The 18,136-nt window shown below is 68.2% G+C and carries 13 protein-coding genes; 7 read left to right on the top strand and 6 right to left on the bottom strand.

What is annotated here, in order from left to right; genetic code table 11:
• Window positions 1-86 precede the first annotated feature (86 nt).
• The 3 genes from hemA to LQ772_RS03725 all read left to right on the top strand — a co-directional run bounded on the left by hemA (window position 87) and on the right by LQ772_RS03725 (window position 4,617).
• A complete protein-coding gene (gene hemA / locus LQ772_RS03735; protein WP_231324135.1) occupies window positions 87-1,358 on the top strand; it encodes a glutamyl-tRNA reductase in 1,272 nt (423 codons plus the stop codon).
• Window positions 1,359-1,444: 86 nt separating this feature from the next.
• On the top strand, window positions 1,445-2,521 hold the full coding sequence (gene prfA / locus LQ772_RS03730; RefSeq protein WP_231324134.1) for a peptide chain release factor 1: 1,077 nt from the start codon (window positions 1,445-1,447) through the stop codon (window positions 2,519-2,521).
• Window positions 2,518-4,617, top strand: coding sequence for an O-linked N-acetylglucosamine transferase, SPINDLY family protein (locus LQ772_RS03725; protein ID WP_231324133.1), 2,100 nt, complete (start codon window positions 2,518-2,520; stop codon window positions 4,615-4,617). Before prfA ends, LQ772_RS03725 begins: the two co-directional genes overlap by 4 nt.
• 28 nt (window positions 4,618-4,645) lie before the next feature.
• Here the strand turns inward: LQ772_RS03725 and LQ772_RS03720 are convergent, their stop codons facing one another.
• The 3 genes from LQ772_RS03720 to LQ772_RS03710 are packed head-to-tail and all read right to left on the bottom strand — an operon-like array spanning window position 4,646 to window position 6,640.
• Complete coding sequence (locus LQ772_RS03720; protein WP_231324132.1) at window positions 4,646-4,912, bottom strand: acylphosphatase; 267 nt, start codon at window positions 4,910-4,912, stop codon at window positions 4,646-4,648.
• A gap of 1 nt (window position 4,913) precedes the next feature.
• Window positions 4,914-5,381: a TlpA family protein disulfide reductase gene (locus LQ772_RS03715; RefSeq protein ID WP_231324131.1), complete on the bottom strand. Its 468-nt coding sequence runs from the start codon at window positions 5,379-5,381 to the stop codon at window positions 4,914-4,916.
• Window positions 5,378-6,640, bottom strand: coding sequence for a YihY family inner membrane protein (locus LQ772_RS03710; protein ID WP_231324130.1), 1,263 nt, complete (start codon window positions 6,638-6,640; stop codon window positions 5,378-5,380). The genes LQ772_RS03715 and LQ772_RS03710 overlap by 4 nt, the downstream gene beginning before the upstream one ends.
• 70 nt (window positions 6,641-6,710) lie before the next feature.
• Here LQ772_RS03710 and wrbA point away from each other — a divergent pair, with 70 nt between their 5' ends.
• The 4 genes from wrbA (at window position 6,711) to LQ772_RS03690 (ending at window position 10,033) form a co-directional block, all read left to right on the top strand.
• The gene (gene wrbA, locus LQ772_RS03705; protein WP_231324128.1) at window positions 6,711-7,310 is read left to right on the top strand and encodes an NAD(P)H:quinone oxidoreductase; all 600 of its coding nucleotides are present in this window, start codon (window positions 6,711-6,713) and stop codon (window positions 7,308-7,310) included.
• The gene (locus LQ772_RS03700; RefSeq protein ID WP_231324126.1) at window positions 7,307-7,657 is read left to right on the top strand and encodes a DUF2069 domain-containing protein; all 351 of its coding nucleotides are present in this window, start codon (window positions 7,307-7,309) and stop codon (window positions 7,655-7,657) included. The genes wrbA and LQ772_RS03700 overlap by 4 nt, the downstream gene beginning before the upstream one ends.
• Window positions 7,658-7,848: 191 nt before the next feature.
• On the top strand, window positions 7,849-9,483 hold the full coding sequence (locus LQ772_RS03695) for an acyl-CoA dehydrogenase family protein (RefSeq protein WP_231324124.1): 1,635 nt from the start codon (window positions 7,849-7,851) through the stop codon (window positions 9,481-9,483).
• A gap of 64 nt (window positions 9,484-9,547) precedes the next feature.
• Complete coding sequence (locus LQ772_RS03690) at window positions 9,548-10,033, top strand: asparaginase domain-containing protein (protein ID WP_231324122.1); 486 nt, start codon at window positions 9,548-9,550, stop codon at window positions 10,031-10,033.
• 57 nt (window positions 10,034-10,090) lie between these two features.
• Here LQ772_RS03690 and LQ772_RS03685 read toward each other — a convergent pair whose 3' ends face one another.
• The 3 genes from LQ772_RS03685 to LQ772_RS03675 all read right to left on the bottom strand — a co-directional run bounded on the left by LQ772_RS03685 (window position 10,091) and on the right by LQ772_RS03675 (window position 18,062).
• Complete coding sequence (locus LQ772_RS03685) at window positions 10,091-12,421, bottom strand: protease pro-enzyme activation domain-containing protein (protein WP_231324120.1); 2,331 nt, start codon at window positions 12,419-12,421, stop codon at window positions 10,091-10,093.
• Between the two features lie 491 nt (window positions 12,422-12,912).
• The gene (locus tag LQ772_RS03680; RefSeq protein ID WP_231324118.1) at window positions 12,913-15,273 is read right to left on the bottom strand and encodes a protease pro-enzyme activation domain-containing protein; all 2,361 of its coding nucleotides are present in this window, start codon (window positions 15,271-15,273) and stop codon (window positions 12,913-12,915) included.
• Between the two features lie 644 nt (window positions 15,274-15,917).
• Complete coding sequence (locus LQ772_RS03675; RefSeq protein ID WP_231324116.1) at window positions 15,918-18,062, bottom strand: M4 family metallopeptidase; 2,145 nt, start codon at window positions 18,060-18,062, stop codon at window positions 15,918-15,920.
• Between the last annotated feature and the right edge of the window lie 74 nt (window positions 18,063-18,136).

Here is an 18,136-nt window from a genome sequence, read left to right as displayed (position 1 = left end):
TCCGGCCCGTACCTGATCGCGCCCCGGTACCGAAAGCTTAGCCTACGCCGCCGCGGATACCCCGTCGTCAATTCGCATTCCACGCCATGCCGCTGATCGCCCTCGGGCTCAATCACCTCACCGCGCCGGTCAGCCTGCGCGAACAGGTGGCGTTCGATGCGGACGCCGCCGGCGAAGCGCTGCGCGAACTGCGGGCCGAGCCGGGCGTGGAAGAAGCGCTGATCCTCTCCACCTGCAACCGCACCGAGTTGTACGTCGGCGTGGCCGAGGGTGCCGAGCAGGCGCCGCAGGCGTGGCTCAACCGCCACCATCGCTTGACCCCCGGCAAGCTGGACGAGTTCCTCTACCGGCATGACGAGGACGCGGCGGTACGCCACATGTTCCGCGTCGCCACCGGACTGGACTCGATGGTGCTGGGCGAGCCGCAGATCCTGGGCCAGGTGAAGGACGCCTACCAGCTCGCGCGCGATGCGCGGGCGCTCGGCGCGCCGCTGGACCGCCTGCTGCAGCACACCTTCGCCGTCGCCAAGCGCGTGCGCACCGACACCCGCATCGGCGCGCATACCGTTTCGGTGGCCTTTACCGCTGTGCGGCTGGCCGAGCAGGTGTTCACCGACCTGAAGCAGGCCTGCGTGCTGCTGATCGGCGCCGGCGACACCATCGAGCTGGCCGCGCGTCACCTGGTGGACAAGCAGGTCAGCCGCCTGATCGTGGCCAACCGCACGCTGGAAAACGCGCAGGAGCTGGCCACCCGCTACGGCGGTTACGCCATTGCGCTGGCCGATCTGCCGCAACACCTGGCCGAGGCCGACATCGTGATTTCCTCCACCGCCGCCCGCCAACCGGTGGTGACCCGGCCGATGGTCGAGCGCGCGGTCGCGGCGCGCAGGCGCAAGCCGATGTTCATGGTCGACATCGCGGTGCCGCGCGACATCGACCCGGCCGTCGCATCGCTGGAGGACGTCTATCTCTATGCAATCGATGACCTGCAGCAGGTCATCGACGGGAACCGCCGCTCCCGCGAGGCCGCGGCGCGCGAGGCCGAAACCATCATCGACCTGCAGGTCGACCACTACATGGCCTGGCGCCGCGCGCTGACCCTGCGCAATCCGGCGATCGACCTGCGCCAGCATGCCGAGCGTTATCGCGACGAGGTTCTGGTCAAGGCGCAGGCGATGCTGGCGCGCGGCAAGTCACCCGACGAGGCGCTGGCGTTCCTCGCCAACACACTGACCAACAAGCTGCTGCACCATCCCAGCGCACGCCTGCGCGAGGCGGCGCTCAATGGCGACCTGGACCTGCTGCACGCGGCCGGGCGGCTGTACGGACCCACCGACGAGCCCACCGACAAACGGTAGGGGCGCACCCCGTGCTCGACCGGCGATAATCGCTCCATCGCGGTCGCGCACTCGTGTGCGCTCCTCCTATTGGAAAACGCATCGGCATGACCCCATCGATCCGCCGCAAACTCGAGTCCCTGGCCGAACGCCATGAGGAGATCGGCCTGCTGCTCGCGCAGCCGGACGTGCTCGCCGACGCCAACCGCTTTCGTGAGCTGTCGCGCGAGTACGCACAGATCGAGCCGGTCGCCGCCGCCCTGCGCGAACACGACGGCGCGGAGCGCGAGCTGGCCGAGACGCGCGCCATGCTGGCCGACCCGGAGCTGCGCGAGATGGCCTCCGACGACGTCGAACGCCTGGAAACGCGCCTCGCGGAACTGGACGGCGAGTTGCAGATGCTGCTGCTGCCGAAGGACCCGCGCGACGAGGCCAACCTTTTCCTGGAAGTACGCGCCGGCACGGGCGGCGACGAAGCGGCCCTGTTCGCCGGCGACCTGTTCCGCATGTACGCGCGCTACGCCGAACGCCGCCGCTGGCACGTGGAAGTATTGAGCGAAAGCCCCGGCGAACACGGCGGCTACAAGGAGATCGTCGCGCGCATCGAGGGCAAGGGCGCCTACTCGCGGCTGAAGTTCGAATCGGGTACGCACCGCGTGCAACGCGTGCCCGAAACCGAGTCGCAGGGGCGCATCCACACCTCGGCCGCGACCGTGGCGATCCTTCCGGAAATGGACGAGATCGAGGACATCGAGATCAACCCGGCGGACCTCAAGACCGACACCTTCCGCGCCTCCGGCGCCGGCGGCCAGCACGTCAACAAGACCGACTCCGCCATCCGCATCACGCACCTGCCCAGCGGCATCGTGGTCGAGTGCCAGGACGAGCGCAGCCAGCACAAGAACCGGGCCCGTGCGCTGTCGTTGCTCAAGGCGCGCCTGCTCGACGAGGCGCAGAGCAAGCAGGCCGCGGCACAGGCGCAGGAGCGTCGCCTGCAGGTGGGCTCGGGCGACCGCAGCCAGCGCATCCGTACCTACAACTTCCCGCAGGGCCGCATCACCGACCACCGCGTCAATCTCACCCTGTACCGCCTGCCTGAAGTGCTGGCCGGTGAACTGGACGAGCTGGTCGACACGCTCACGCGCGAGCACCAGGCCGACGAGCTCAAGAGCCTCGCCTCGTGACGGGAGCGCGCGCCGAGCTCGAGGCCACGCTGCACCGCCTGGCGCACCTGCTTCGCCAGGGTGCCAGCAGGGATGCCGAAGAGGTTGCCGCCCGGGCGCGCCGAAGCTTTCCGCTATCCGGCGAACTGGTCCGGCTGCACGGCATCGCGCTGCTGCAGCTGGGGCGCCGCCACGACGGCACGAGCGCGTTGCACCGCGCCGCCGAGCTGGCGCCGGACAGCATCGAAGTGCAGTGCAACCTGGCCAACGTCGCGCTGGAGGATGGTCGGCCCGAGGCCGCCATCGAACGCCTGCACGCGGCGCTGGCGCGCAAGCCCGGCGATCCGGTCATCCTGCAGGTGCTGGGCGTGGCGCTGATGGTTGCCGTTCGCCACGAGGAAGCACGCGATGCCTTTGCCCAGGCGCTGCGCGCGGCTCCGCAGCACCCCGGCCTTCGCCTCAACCTGGCCGAAGCCGAGCTGGAACTGGGCGATACCGCAAAGGCCCTGGCGCATGTGCACGAGGCGTTGAAGCTGGCACCCCGCCTGGATGCCGCCCACGCCCTGCTCGGGCACGCACTACAGGCCCTGGGCCGCAGCGCGGAAGCCGCCCAGGCCTGGCTGGAGGCCGAGCGACTGACGCCGCGCGAGCCGCGATTCGCCTTCCAGGCGGCAAGGATGCTGGAAGAAACCGGCCAGTTGAGCGCAGCCGCCGACGCCTACGCCCGCGCGCTGGAACGGGCTCCGCAGTCCGGCGCCGCACTCAGCCGCCTTGCCTGCATGCGACGACGTCTGGCCGACTGGCGCGAGCAGGAAGCGTTGACCGCACGCCTTCGCGACGCGGTGGAAAGCGGTCGATCCGGCATCGTGCCCTTCGTGCTGCCGCTGGAGCCATTCGACCGCGCACTCCAGCGCAAGGCCATGGAAACGTTCACCCGCGCGATCGACCAACAGCTTGCGCCCCTGCGACAGAAGCTCGCCTTCGCCCTGCCGCGGCCCGCGCCAGACGCGCCGATCCGCGTCGGGCTGGTCTCCGACGGTTTCGGCGAACATCCGATCGGCCGTACGGTGGCGGCCCTGGTCGAGGCGCTGGCCGCGCTGGGCGGGCTGGAGCTGCACCTGTTCGCCACGACGGCCGATGACGGCGGCCCAACCCGCCAGCGGCTGGTGGCGGCGGCCCCGTTGCATGCCATCGACACCGTGCCACCCCCGCAGGCGGCCGAGCGCATCCATGCGCAAGGCATCGAGGTGCTGTTTGATCTAACCGGCTACGGCGAACATACCAACGCCGACATACTGGCTTTGCGCCCCGCGCCGTTGCAGGTGAACTGGCTGGCCCTGCCGGGCACCGCCGGCGCCCCGTGGATCGACTACATCCTCGCCGACACCGTGGTGCTGCCGGCGCCGCATCGAGGGGACTACAGCGAGAAAGTGCTGTCGCTGCCGCGCTGCTTTCTTCCCATCGGCACCCACACCGCCACGCCGCCACCGACGCGAGCCGAATGCGGCTTGCCGGACACAGGCACGGTGTTCGCCTGTTTCAACGCCACCGCCACGATCGGTCCGGATGCCTTCGCGCGCTTCATGCAGGTACTGCACGAAGTGCCGGGCAGCGTGTTGTGGCTGCGCGCGGCACCGGGCGGCACGGAGGAACGCCTGCGCGCCGCCGCCGCGACCCTGGACGTTTCACGGGGGCGGCTGGTCTTCCTGACCGACCTGCCTCACGCGGACCACCTCGCCCGCTACGCGCTGGTCGACCTTTGCCTGGATACCCTGCCCTGCGGCGCCCGCACCACCGCGGCCGACGCGTTGGGGGCCGGCTGCCCATTGCTCACCTGCGCCGGCGACACCTTCGCCGGACGCATCGCCGCGAGCCTGCTGCACCACGCCCACCTGCCCGAGCTGGCGGCCGACGATCCCGACGCCTTCGTGGCGATGGCCGTGCAGCTGGGCCGCGACCGCGCTGCCCTGGCCGCCATCCGTACGCACCTGACCGGCCTGCGCACGCAGTCGCCGCTGTTCGACATGGCCGGTTTCGCCGCCGACTTCCGCCGCGTAGTGCAGACGATCGGCACCCGCCACCGCATCGGCCGACCGCCGATCGACCTGGATTTCTGATCGTCGGTTTTTGGTCCACCCGCCGGGTTCAGCCCGTCGTGAAAGAACGCGGCGCCTCACCGTCATGCTGCGCGCGCTCGACGCCTTCCACCTCCGCCGCCGGCGGGCCCTGCCACAACCAACGTTCCAGCGCGTCCAGCGCCTCGGCCGAACCATGCGCAACCACCTCGACGCGGCCGTCCGGCAGGTTTCGGGCGTGGCCGGTCAGGTCCAGTTGCCGCGCCTGGCCGCGGGTGCTCGCGCGATAGAACACGCCCTGCACCCGACCACTGACGAGGAAACGCGCGGCCGCCATGTCACTGGCCGATCGCCGCGTCCAGCGACTGGCCGGTCACCGGACCGACGAAGCGCTTGGCCACGTGGCCATCCGGCGAGATCAGGTAGGTGGTGGGCAAACCGCGCGGTTCGTCGAAATCCTTCGGCGAATCGTCCAGCGAGACCTGGGCAATCGGGTAGCTCACCGGGTGTTTGGCGAGGAAGGCCTGGATGTCCGCCTTGTCGCTGTCCTCGTAAGCCAGCCCGATCGCACGCACGTTGGCGTGCGTCCTGACGAATTGCGAGATGTCCGGCATCTCCTCGATGCAGGGCACGCACCAGGTCGCCCAGAAGTTCACGATTACCCAGTGCCCGCGCTGCGCGGCCAGGTCGAACGGCTTGCCGTCCAGGGTGGTCACTTTCAGCGACGGCCGCGCCGGCATGGCCGCCTGCACGGGAATCGCGGCGGCGAGCAGGCACGCGGCAAGGGCGAGCGGGGCGAGCTTCATGGGACGGGGGTCTCCGGTTCCGGCGGCGGCGGAAAAGTGTGGTCCAGCCGTCGGCCAAGCGTGTCGTCAAGCATCCGCGCGACCTCGGCCAGCAGTTCGATCAGCGCGGCCGGGAGGTTGATGCCCAGGGCCCGCGCTTCGTCGACGGGCTGCAGCGGCAGACGGTAATTGGTGTGACGATACACCCGCAGCAGGTCGGTGCTGTCGAGGCTGCGACTGAGCAGCCAGCCGCCGGCTTCGCCACGCTGGATCAGGTCGGCCCGCTGCAGGTCGTCGAAGTACGTGGCGATGCTGGCGCTGCGCAGGTAGGGCTCCTGCAGGCGCACGGTCGCCGGGTCCACGCTGCAGCCCTTGCGTTGCGCCTCGACGAAGTGGCGCAGCACCACCATCAGGCCAAGGAACTCGGCGCCTTCCTGAAGGGTCGCCGCGGGCGCGTGGTACTCGTACGCCGATAGCGACGCGGCCACCGAAGCGCCAAGGATCGCGATCACCCAGGACAGGTAGATCCACAAGAGGAAGATCGGGATGGTCGCCAGCACGCCGTAGATCTGCTGGTAGCTCTGCGCGTTGCTGACGAACAGCGTGAAGCCCCAGCGCGCGATCTCGAACATCACCGCGCCGAGCAGCGCGCCGATCGCCGCATCGCTGCGGCGCACCTTGCAGTTGGGGATCGCCGCGTACATCAGCCACAGGGTGATGAAGGTCACCACGAACGGCAGCACGCCGAGCAGGCGCTGGCCCAGGCCCAGTTGCGCGTAGGCGCCGGCGAGCAGCGGCATGGCCGTGACGTACGAAGTCACCGCGATGCCGCCGACCGCAAGGATCGGCCCGAGCGTCAGCGCCGCCCAGTACAGCAGCAGGCGCGAGCTCCAGCTGCGCGCCTGGTGCACGCGGAAGATCCGGTTCAGGCGGTCCTCGATGCTGATCATCATCGACAGCGCGCTGAACAACATCACCAGGATGCTGATGCCGGTCAGCTGACTGGCGTTGGCGGCGAAGGTCTGCAGGGTGGCCTGCACCTTCGCCACCGTCGCAGGCAGGAAGTTCTGGAACACGAAGGTGAGCAGCACGTCGCGCGCGCTCTGGAACACCGGGAACACCGACAGCATCGCCAGCACCGCCACCATCAGCGGCACCAGCGAGACCAGCGTGGTGTAGGACAGCGCGCCGGCGGTCTCGAAGCACTTGTCGTCGATGAACCGCTGCCAGATGAAGCGGCTGAAGCTGAGCGCGCGGTCGCGGTCGAAACGCCAGGCCATGGACGGCACCATCAAGCGGAAGGCGGCCGCTACACTACCCGATCGCCCGCGAACGCCCAACCGAGCCCGCATGAGCCTGACGATCCTGGTCCTCTACTACAGCCGAAGCGGCCACACCGCCCAGCTTGCGCGTCTGATCGCCCGCGGCGTGGAAGAAGCCGGCCTGGAGGCGCGCCTGCGCCAGGTGCCACCGGTCGCGCCAGTCACCGAGACGGCGCAACCACCCGTGCCCGAGGAGGGCGCGCCCTACGTCAGCCGCGCGGATCTGGCCGAGTGCGCCGGCCTGGCGCTGGGCAGCCCCACGCGCTTCGGCAACATGGCCGCGCCGCTCAAGCATTTCCTGGACACCACCGGCGCCGAGTGGGCGAGCGGTACGCTCGCTGGCAAGCCCGCGGCGGTGTTCACCTCCACCGGCACCATGCATGGGGGGCAGGAATCGACTCTGCTGACGATGGCCCTGCCGCTGTTGCACCACGGCATGCTGTTGCTGGGCATTCCCTATACCGAGCCGGCGCTGACCGCCACCGGCAGCGGCGGCACGCCCTACGGCGCCAGCCATGTTGCCGGCGCCAAGGGCGACAACGCGATCAGCGAGCACGAGCGGGAACTGGCCCGCGCGCTGGGGCGACGATTGGGCGAAACCGCACGCAAGCTGGCGACGTCCGCATGAGCACGCCGATCGCGCTGCCCTATCGCATCGGCCGAATCGCATGGTTCGCGCTGATCGCGTTGCAACTGGTGTGGCACGGCTGGCTCGGCCGCCCCGAACACCTGCCGACCTGGCTGGTCCTGGGAGTCACGGTGGTGCCACTGCTGGTGCCGCTCACCGCGCTGCCGGACCTGCGTCGCGCGCTGCTGTGGGTGGGCATCCTCGGCCTGTTCTATTTCTGCCACGGCGTGGCCGAGGCGTGGAGCGCGCCAACGGAAAAGTGGCTGGCGCTCGCGGAGATCGGACTGACGCTCCTGTTGATCGTGGCGCTCGGGGCGGGCGTGAAGCGCAGGAAGCCGCAAGGCTGAGCTGACGTTGCCGGTTGAAACGAGGACGAGGCAAGCGCTCGGCTTCCATCTGCGCGTACGCTCAGCGCACCTCGGCAGAATGCCACCGCTCACCCTGAGCGCAGGCGCGTAACGCCGACGTCGCGGGGCCTCGCGCCCCACCCACGAACCGGCACCTATACTCGCGCGTATCCTGCAAACAGGAACGCGCCATGGATTTCCTGCAGACCGCGCCGCAGCTGGTCCACCCTTACCGCAACGACCGTACGCTGCTGGCCTTGCTGGACCGGGTGATCCCTGCCCAACGACGCCCGGCGCTGGATGCCGACCTCGACGCCCTGGGCGATTACGCCCAGCTCGCCTGGGAGCGGGCCCGCCGCAGTACGTCACGGACGCCGGTGCTCACGCGCTGGGATGCCTGGGGCCAACGCGTGGACCGCATCGAGCTGACCGCGGCCTGGCAGGAAGGCCCCGGCCTGACCACTCGTCACGCGATCCTGGCCGCCGGCCACGAGCCGCACGAACACGCGCGACTGGAACAGTTCGCGCGCGTCTACCTCTACCACCTGGCCAGCGAGTTCTACACCTGCCCGCTGGCGATGACCGACGGCGCCATCGCGGCGCTCAAGGCTTCGGCCAACCAGGCGCTGATCGACCGCGCGCTGCCGCATTTCCTGAGCCGCGATCCAGCCACCTTCTGGCTGAGCGGACAATGGATGACCGAGACCGCCGGCGGCTCCGACGTGGGCCACACCGGCACCCTCGCGCGACGGGATGAAGCCGGCCAGTGGCGTCTGCACGGACGCAAGTGGTTCAGCTCGGCGGTGGTCGGCGAAGCCGCGCTCGCGCTCGCGCGCCCGGAAGGAGCCGGCGACGGCACTGCCGCCCTGGCCCTGTTCTACGTCGAGACGATGGACGGCGCAGCGCGAAAACCGGAGCTTGTCGTCGACCGCCTGAAGGACAAGCTCGGCACCCGCGAGCTGCCGACCGCCGAGATCCACCTCGATGGCCTGCCCGCCTGGCCACTGGGCGAACTGGCCCAGGGCGTGCGCCAGGTGGCGCCGATGCTCAACGTAACGCGCACCTGGAACGCGGTCTGCGCGGTCGCGAGCATGGCTCGCGCGCTGGCGCTGGCGTGCGACTACGCGGCGCACCGCGAGGCGTTCGGCCGTCCATTGATCGAGCAGCCCCTGCATGCACGCACGCTGGCGGACATGCGCGCCGAGTTCGAGGGCGCGTTCGTGCTGGCCTTCGAGGTCGTGCAGTTGCTGGGTCGCGTCGAACAGGACCTCGCGGCGCCGCACGAAACTGCGCTGCTTCGCCTGCTCACGCCGCTGGCGAAGCTCTGGACCGGCAAGGTCGCGGTAGCGCTCTGCTCCGAGGCGCTGGAGTGCTTCGGTGGCGCCGGCTACATCGAGGACACCGGCCTGCCGCAACTGTTGCGCGACGCGCAGGTCTACGCAATCTGGGAAGGCACCACCAACGTGCTCGCGCTGGACAGCCTGCGCGCGCTCGGCGAGGGCCTCGACGCGCTGCGCACCGCGATCGCCGGGTGGGTCGACGGCTGCCATGAACCCGAAGCCGTGGCGCCGATCCATGCCGCCCTCCAGGCCGCGTCGCGGCAACTGCAGGCGTCGCGCAACGATCGTGCAGACCTGGAAGCCTCGGCCCGCGGGCTGGCGCTCACGCTGGCCCGCTGTGCCGCGGCCGCCCTGCTCGCCCGCCAGTCCACGTTTGCCCGCGGACGCTGCGACATGCGCCCGGGTGCAGCGCTGCGGCGGTTCGTGGCGCACGGCCTGGACCGGTTGGCGACGGCGAACCTGGCCGATACGCGGTTGTTGTTGTGATGGGTTTCCGCCCGCCTCACCACGAGCCGCTAAACTACCCGCCCCACCTGCCCTCGAAGCCACCATGCAGCACCTGACCATCGTCACCACCGGCGGCACCATCGACAAGATCTATTTCGACGACAAGTCGGACTACAAGATCGGCGCGCCGCAGATCGGCGAGATCCTCGGCCAGCTCGGCGTGGCGTTCGCGTTCGACGTGATCCCGATCCTGCGCAAGGACAGCCTGCACATGGGCGCCGAGGACCGCGCGCTGGTGCGCTCGACCATCGAGGCGCAGCCGCACCGGAACGTGCTGGTCACGCACGGCACCGACACCATGGTCGAGACCGCGCGAGAACTCGCGTCCATCCCGGGCAAGGTGATCGTGCTGACGGGCGCGCTGAACCCGGCGCGATTCCAGGGTTCCGATGCGGTGTTCAACATCGGCTGCGCCGTGGCCGCCGTGCAGACGCTGCCGGATGGCGTCTACATCACCATGAACGGCCGCGTGTGGGATCCGGCCAAGGTGCGCAAGAACCGCGACGCAAATCGTTTCGAGCAGGCCTGAGCGAACGTCCGGACGTGGAACGAGGGGCCGCCGCCAGGCGGCCCCTCGCCGTTTGCGTCACTGCACCGTCAGCGTCACGTCATCAAGCACGAACGATGTCTGCAGCGAATAGTCCTCCGTCCCCACGAAGCGGATCTTCACGGTCCGCCCTATGTACGGCGCCAGGTTCGCCGTATGCGCCACATAGCCCGAAGCGGCGTTGAGGTTGGAGAACGTCGCCAGCGTGGCGAGCACGGTGCCCGAGCTGTTGAGCACCTGCACCTTCAGCTTGTCGTACGCGCGCGTGGAGGCGCCCTCGGCGGTGTCGATGTGCAGGTAGTACTGCAGCGTGGCCGTGCTCTTGCCGCTCGGAATGCTGACCTGCTGCGTGAGGCGGTCGGTGTGGCTCTGGCCGTACCCGTCCAGCCACGCCTTCCACGAGCCCTGGTGGGCCGGCTCCGCGCTGCTGCTGTCGATGACGCCGCTGGTGGCGTTCCACGGCGCGGCCGAACCGGTCTCGAAGCCGGTATTGCCCAGCAACTGGCTGCCGCCGCCACCGCCGCCGCTGACCGTTACGGCGTGCGTGACGCTGTCGCTGGCGCCATCGTTGTCGGTCACTGTCAGGGTGACGTTGTAGGTCCCGCCTGCCGCATAGGTGTGGCTCGGGTTGGTGGTCGTCGAACCGCCACCGTCGCCGAAGTTCCACGAGCGCGAGGCGATCGAGCCGTCGCTGTCGCTGGAGCTGTCGGTGAAACTCACCGTCAGCCCGCTGATCGAATCGCCAAAGCCGGCGACCGGCGGCGTGTTGCCGCCACCGCCGCCACCCAGGTCGTTGGCGACGTTGGCGATGATCAGGCTGCCGCGGCCGGTGGTGAAGTCCCAGCCTGCGCTCGCGCTCTCGCCGCCATTGTTGCCGGAGGTGACATCGTGGAAGTCCGACGCGGGCAACTGGTAGAGCAGTGGCGCCGCGAAGCCCAGGCCGGTGCCCTTGATCGCCAGCATCCGCGCCCACACGCCGGCGAAGATCGGGGCCGACAGGCTGGTCCCGCCGACCTGCTCGCTGGAGCCGTTGACCACGATCACAGCGCCGCTGTTCGGATCGCCGTCGAAGGCGATGTCGGGCACGCCGCGGGTGCTGCCCGGCACCACCCCGTTCTGCCAGCTCGGCTGCGGCTCGAAGGTGCTCGGGCTGCCGCCGGTGCCGCTCCATACCGTCTCGCCGTTCCAGGTGGTGCCGGACGTGTTGAGCGTGGTGCCACCCACCGCCACCACGTAGGGCGAGCTGGCCGGCTGGCTGGGCGTGGTGCCGCCGTCGCCGCATTCGTCGGCGCCGGAATCACCCGAGGACACCGAGAAGGTCTGCCCCTGCGCGATCGCCTGCTGGAAGGCCTGGTCGTCCGCCGCGGCCGAGCCGTCCTGCTGGGTATAGGTTTCGCACTCGCCCAGCGAGACGTTGATGATCTTGGCCTGGTTGTCGGACACGATCTTGTTGATGTCGGCGGTGAGGTTGGCGTTGGACAGCGTGGGAATGTTGTAGAAGATGATCTTGCCGACCTGCCCGCCGGCGGCGCCGACGATGTCCTGGCTGTCCAGGTTCCACTCGACCACGCCGCTGGTATCCGAACTGGTGCCATTGGTGTTGATGGTCTGCGTGGTGACCGCCGGCAGCCCGTTGTTCGAGGTGAAGGTATTGAGGTCGGTGATGGTCTGGGTGATCTTGCCCTGGGTGATGATTCCCACCGTCACGCCCGCCGCGCTCTGCACGCCGGCACCGCCGTAGATCGCCGAGAAGTCGACCGGGTTGTGGCCGGTCACCGATTGCGGGCTCAGTCCGCTGCTGCGCAGCTTCACCAACGTGTGCGGCCGATGGACGTCCTGCAGGCCGACGACCGAGAGCACGCTGCCGCGCAGCGACGCGGGAATGCGCACGTCGCCGGTGTTCATGAAGGCCGCGCGGCCTTGCCGGTCGCGCACTTTCGCGAACGGCGTGCCGAAAGCGGCGGTGGCCACGTCGGCGGTGCCGTCGGCTGAGACCAGCAGCCGGTTGGCGGCGACACGGACGTTCGTGAAGCCGGCCTTGCGCAGGTAGGTCGCCACGGCATTGGCCTGGTCCTGCGTGGGCGAGTGGTCGGCGACGAACTGCTGCGCGCTCATCGCACGCTGTGCGATCAGCAGGCTCGGCGACCGCGCCGCCTGGATGAAGCTCTGCAATTGCGCCTGGTTGCGCAGCTTCAGCGCGACCTCGATGTGCATGGGCTGCAAGGCCGCCAGCGGTCCGACGATGCGCTCGCCCGCGTGCAGGCGCGGGGCGTGCCCGATGGCGACCTGGGCGTCGGCGGCGCAGACGGAGGTGGCGGTGGCCGCGGCAAGCGCGGCAGCCAGCAGGGTGAGGCGGAATACACGGGTCATGGCAAATCTCCCTTTCGATTTTCAAAGACGCACGGCCCCGATGCGGCCCGTGCGGACCTCATGCGTGTGAGTCGCTGGTGCGACCGTTCCGGTTCTTGATGGCCAGCGATCCCGCGTGCCGTCGGGCCGGGCGCCTTCTCCCCTGGAATTCCCTGCGGAGGCGCGTTGCGTATCGGTCCGGCAGCTGGCGCCGTCATCACCTTCGGTGGCGGGGCCACGACAGGACGCCTCGTCGACTTCCCTGCGACGGAGCGGACCGACCATGGGCTCCGGGAAAGGGACCGTCAATAGGAATTTTTCAAAATGTGATTAGGTAATCCATGGCATTTATCGATGTAAATACCGCGTGCATATGCGTAATTTCTTGCGCATTAACTCTGCGGCCACGGCATCGGATTTTTTCGACAAAAAAACGCCCGGCGTTTGGCCGGGCGTGTCATTACCATCGAAAAATGCCGAGGCAGCGGATGAACGTGCCCCGGCGTCTGACGTCACTGCACGGTCAGGGTCACGTCGTCCAGCACGAACGAGGTCTGCAGGGAGGAATCCTCCACGCCCCGGAAGCGGATCGTCACCGTCTGCCCGATGTACTTGGACAGGCTGGCGGTATGTACCGCGTAGCCGGAAACCTTGTTGAGGTTGGAGAAGGTCGCCAACGTGCCCAGCACGGTGCCGGAGCTGTTGAGCACCTGCACGGTCAGCTTGTCGTACGCGGTCGAGCCGGTGGTCTCGGCGGTGTCGATGTGCAGGTAGTACTGCAGCGTGGCCGAGGTCTTGCCGCTGGGGATGCTCACCTGCTGCGAGACGGTATCGGTGTGGCTGCTGCCGTAGCCGTCCATCCAGGCCTTCCAGGAACCCTGGTGCGCCGGCTCGGAACTGCTGCTGTCGATCACGCCGGACGAAGCCGTCCAGGGCGCCGCCGAGCCCGTCTCGAAACCGGTGTTGCCCAGAAGCTGGCTGCTGCCGCCACCGCCGCCGCTGACGGTCACCGATTTGCTGGTGCTGTCGGTGGCGCCGTCATTGTCGGTCACGGTCAGGGTGACGTTGTAGGTGCCCGCAGCCGCATAGGTATGGCTGGGGTTGGTGGCCGTGGAACTGGTGCCGTCGCCGAAGTTCCACGAGCGCGAGGCGATCGAACCGTCGCTGTCGGTGGAGCTGTCGGTGAAGCTGACGGCCAGGCCGCTGACCATGTCGCCGAAGTTGGCGACCGGCGGGTTGTTGGTGCCGCCACCGCCACCACCGATGTCGTTGATGGCGCTGGCCATGATGATGCTGCCGCGGCCGCTGGCCAGGTCGTAGCCCGCGCCGGCCGTCTCGCCGTCGTTGTTGCCCGAGATGACGTCATGGAAGTCCGAGGCCGGCAGCTGGTACACCAGCGGGCCGGCAAAGCCCACGCCGGTGCCCTTGGCCGCCAGCACGCGCGACCAGAAGCCGGCGAACAGCGGCGCGGCCAGGCTGGTGCCGCCGATCTGCTGGATCGAACCGTTGACGATCACCTTGGAACCGGATTCCGGATCGCCGTCGAAGGCGACGTCGGCTACGCCGCGGTGGCTGCCCGACCACAGCGTCTGCCAGCTCGGCTTGGGCTCGAAGGTGCTCTCGCTGCCGCCGGTGGCGCCTTCGTTGGCGGCCAGCTCGTTCCACACGGTCTCGCCGTTCCAGCTCGTGGTGGAGGCATCGAGCTTGGTGCCCGCCACGGCGATCACGTACTGCGAGGCCGCCGGCCAACTCGGCGTGGTGCCGCCGTTGCCGCACTCGTCGGCGCCGCTGTCGCCGGTCGAGATCGAGAAGGTCTGGCCCTGCGCGACCGCCTGCTCGAAGGCCTGGTCCTGGGCGGCCGCGGAGCCGTCGCCCTGGGCGTCGGTTTCACACTCGCCCAGCGAGACGTTGATGACCTTGGCCGTGTTGTCCGAGACCGCCTTGTTGATGTCGGCGGTGAGGTTCGCGTTGGACAGCGTCGGGATGTTGTAGAAAACGAGCTTGCCGACCTGGCCACCGGCCATGCCGACGATGTCCTGGCTGTCCAGGTTCCACTCGCCCACGCCGCTGGTGTCGGAACTGGTGCCGTTGGTGTTGATCGTCTGCGTGGTGACGGTCGGCAGGCCGTTGTTCGAGGTGAAGGTATTGAGGTCGGTGATGGTCTGGGTGATCTTGCCCTGGGTGATGATGCCGACCGTCACCCCGGCGCCGGTCGGCGCGCCGGCGCCACCGTAGATCGAGGCGAACTCGGTCGGGTTGTGGCCGGTGATTGCCTGCGGCGTCAGCCCGTTGGGCTGGTAGTGCGCCACCGTGTGCGCGTAGTGCACGTTCTGCAGGCCGAGCACCGACAGCACGCTGTCGGCGATCGATGCTGGCACGCGGGGCTCGCTGGTGTTCATGAAGGCGGCGCGGCCATGCTTGTCGCGCACCTTGGCGAACTGGGTGCCGAAGGCCGCCGAAGCTACGTCGGCAGTGCCGTCGGCGGAGACCAGCAGGCGATTCGGCGCGATCCTGACGTTGGTGAAGCCGGCCTGGCGCAGGTAGGCGGCGACGGCGTCGGCCTGGCCCTGCGTCGGCGCGTGGTTGGCGCGGAACTGCTGGGCTGACATCGTGCGCTGCGCGACCAGCCGACTGGACGAATGCGCGCTCGCGATGAAGCTGTGCAGCTGTGTCTGGTTGCGCAGTTTCAGTGCCACCTCGACATGCAGCGGCTGCGTGGAAGAGAGCGGCCCAATGAGGGTTTCGCCCTTGTGCAGCGCCGGGGCGTGCCCGAGCGACACCATCGCCGGATGGGTGGTAACGGCGGCCGCCGAGCCGGCGACGGCCATGCCCAGCGCAGCGGCCAGCAGCTTGATGCGTACATCTGTTGCCATGTCCAACTCCTGTTTGTTTTTTCGGGCCGAGCGACACCGATGCGGTCGCCGGACCCCATGCGCATATGCCGCACGTGTGCGGCGCCTGATTGCTTGCAGCGATCCCGTCCCCTCGAACGGACGCTCCTCCCCTTTTCCCTGGAAGCGTCGCGCTGCGGTTCTGAAGGTGCGCCTGCTGTCGTCGCAGGCGTCAGTCCGGAATGCCGGTCGCCAGCCGTGGCGATCGGACCGAAGAAAACTAGAGCTTTTGAAAATACGCGGTCAATAGGAAAAATAACCGAAATCCATTACCTACACGCATTTTCAATGCGCATTATCTTTCGATTTACTTTTCATTTATTCGCAAATAAATGAGGCGGTTTGCAAATGCACCGCTCCGGTCGTATCACCGGCCGTCGAGTTCGCTTGGGGGCAATGCAGGGTCGGTGCGCATCCGAATCGGCCCTGGCAGCGCAAGCCGCGTTGGGCGAACCACCTTCACGGCGATGACGCCAGAAAACGCCGGTACCAGCAGCGAGCAGGCGTGGTACCTGGCGATCCCGCGTTTTCAGGCTGCGGGCATAAAAAAACCCCGGCCGAAGCCGGGGTTTTACTGGACCCGGGAAGCCCGCGTCGATTGCCAGACGCGGACCCCAGGACCGACCTCAGTTGAGCGTTTCGGTCAGCGTCACGCCCGAGAACGTCTGGTACGCACGCACTTTGATGTAATAGGTGGTGGTCGTCGACGGGGTGAAGCTGCAGCTCTCGTTGTTGCCGGTGAGGTACGGACGGCAGCTGTAGCTGGTGGTGGTCGGCTCGGCGCCGGCCCGCACGTACAGGTCTGCGTCACCGGTGCCGCCGGAGATGGCGAACTTCGCCGTGTGACCGGCCTGCACCGTCTCGGTGTAGGTGGCCGACCAGTTGCCGGTGCTCACGGTCGGCAGGCTGACCGAGGTAGTGCCGCCGCCGCTGCCACCGCTGGTGCTGTAGGACGCCTTCACCGTCACGCTGGAGTACGAGGAGTAGCCGTGCACCTTGATGTAGTAGGTGCCCGTCTGCGGCGAGGAGACCGAGCAGCTCTCGCTGTTGCCGGTCTTGTACGGACGGCAGTCGTAGCTGCTGAGCGTCGGCGCCGAGCCGAACTTGGTGTACAGGTCCGCATCGCCGCTGCCGCCGGAGATCGACATCACCAGATTGGAAGCGCCCGCGGGCACCTTGATCAGGTAGTCGTGATCCTGGCCAGCCGAACCGGACACGCCGGTCACGGCCACGCCGTTCTGCAGTTCGACGGTGCTGCCACCGCCGCCACCGCCACCGGTCGGGCAGGTGACACCCACCTGGGTAAAGGCCGCCGCCACATCGGTCGAGCTATAGCCGAGGGCGGTCGCGGCCGACTCCACGCCGCAGGCGCCGTCGTTGAAGTTGGAGGTCGCGGTCCAGTACGACTTGTTGGCCAGCGCGAACGACTGGAAGGCCTTCTTCACGTCCCAGCCGGACGTCTTTGCGAGCAGGCAGAACGCCTTGTTATAGACGCCGGACGAATAATGCACGTCCAGGCCGCTGGTGTAGTCGGCCGCGTTGTCGATCGAGCCGCCATCCTGCGGGGGGTTGCACATGAAGCGCAGCGCGGTGCCGCTCTTCATGATGTCGGCGCCGACCAGGAAGTCGGCCTGGCCGCGATCATAGAATTCGGCCGCTTCGCCGGCGATGTCCGAATAGGCTTCGTTCATGCCGCCCGACTGCCCGCTGTACTGCAGGCCGGAGTTCTGCTCGGTATAGCCGTGGCTGATCTCGTGGCTGGTCACGTCCAGCGAAACCAGCGGATAGAAGGTGCTGGCGCCATCGCCGAAGTACATCGCGGTGCCGTCCCAGAACGCGTTCTCGTAGTTGCTCTTGTAGTGCACGTTCATGCGCAGCTGCATGTTGAGCGGGGGCGCTCCGTTGTACGCAACGTACATGTCGTGGACCACGCCGCCGAAGTGGTGGGCGTCGTTGACCGGCGAGTAGGCGCCGTTGATCGGGTCGGTGTTGCTGGTCGGGCAGGTGAAGCTGACCAGGGTGCCGCCGCTGGTGCCGTGGTTGAGGTTGTAGGTGATGACGTTGGTGTTCTGCAGGGTGCAGGTGCTGCCGGACTGGGTGACCTGCAGCGCCGGGTAGTCGGTGCCGTAGTAGTACTCGCCGGTCTTCTGGTTGCCACCGGGACCGTTGGCCGTGGCGTCGGTCAGGCCATCCCAGCTCTGGATCACCGCGCCGGTGTGCGCATCGACGATCGCGGTCGGACGGCTCGGATGCTGGCCACCGACGACGTAGGAGGTGAGGTAGACCAGGCGCGGCGAGCCATTTTCTTGCGGATAGACGAACAGGTCGGCCTTCTTGTTGTAGATGGACGCGCCGCCGGCCAGCGTGGTGTGCGCGTGGGCCTGCAGCTTGGCGATGGCCTGGGCCCCGCTCAGCTTCGGGGTGACCGACAGCGGCGCGGCAAGGTTCGCCGGCAGCTTCATCACGTTGCCGGAGGCGTGCAGCACGTTCCCGTGCGCGTCCTGTTCCACCGCAACGCTGCGGCCGTATACCGGCACGCCGCGGTACATCTGCTGCTGGCGCACGACCTGCTTGCCGTTGGGCAGGTGGGCGGTGCTGCGCGCGGTCAACGACATGTTCGCGCCGAGGTTCAGGCGCGTCGCGAGGCTGCCGGCCGGCACCGCACCGAGGTTTTGCACGTTCACGTGCTCGCTGTTTGCTGCCATCGCGGTGGAGGCACACGCCATGCCGATGGCGGCAACCAGGAGCTTCAGACGGACATTACTTGGCATTTCAGGTACTCCATAAAAGAGAAATTCGGGGCGAGCGAACCTGATGCGGTCACTTCGGACCCCATGCGTGAATT

This window comes from Frateuria edaphi (assembly GCF_021117405.1).
GTDB classification, from domain to species: domain Bacteria; phylum Pseudomonadota; class Gammaproteobacteria; order Xanthomonadales; family Rhodanobacteraceae; genus Frateuria_A; species Frateuria_A edaphi.
This window is presented reverse-complemented; position numbering and strand designations above follow the sequence as displayed.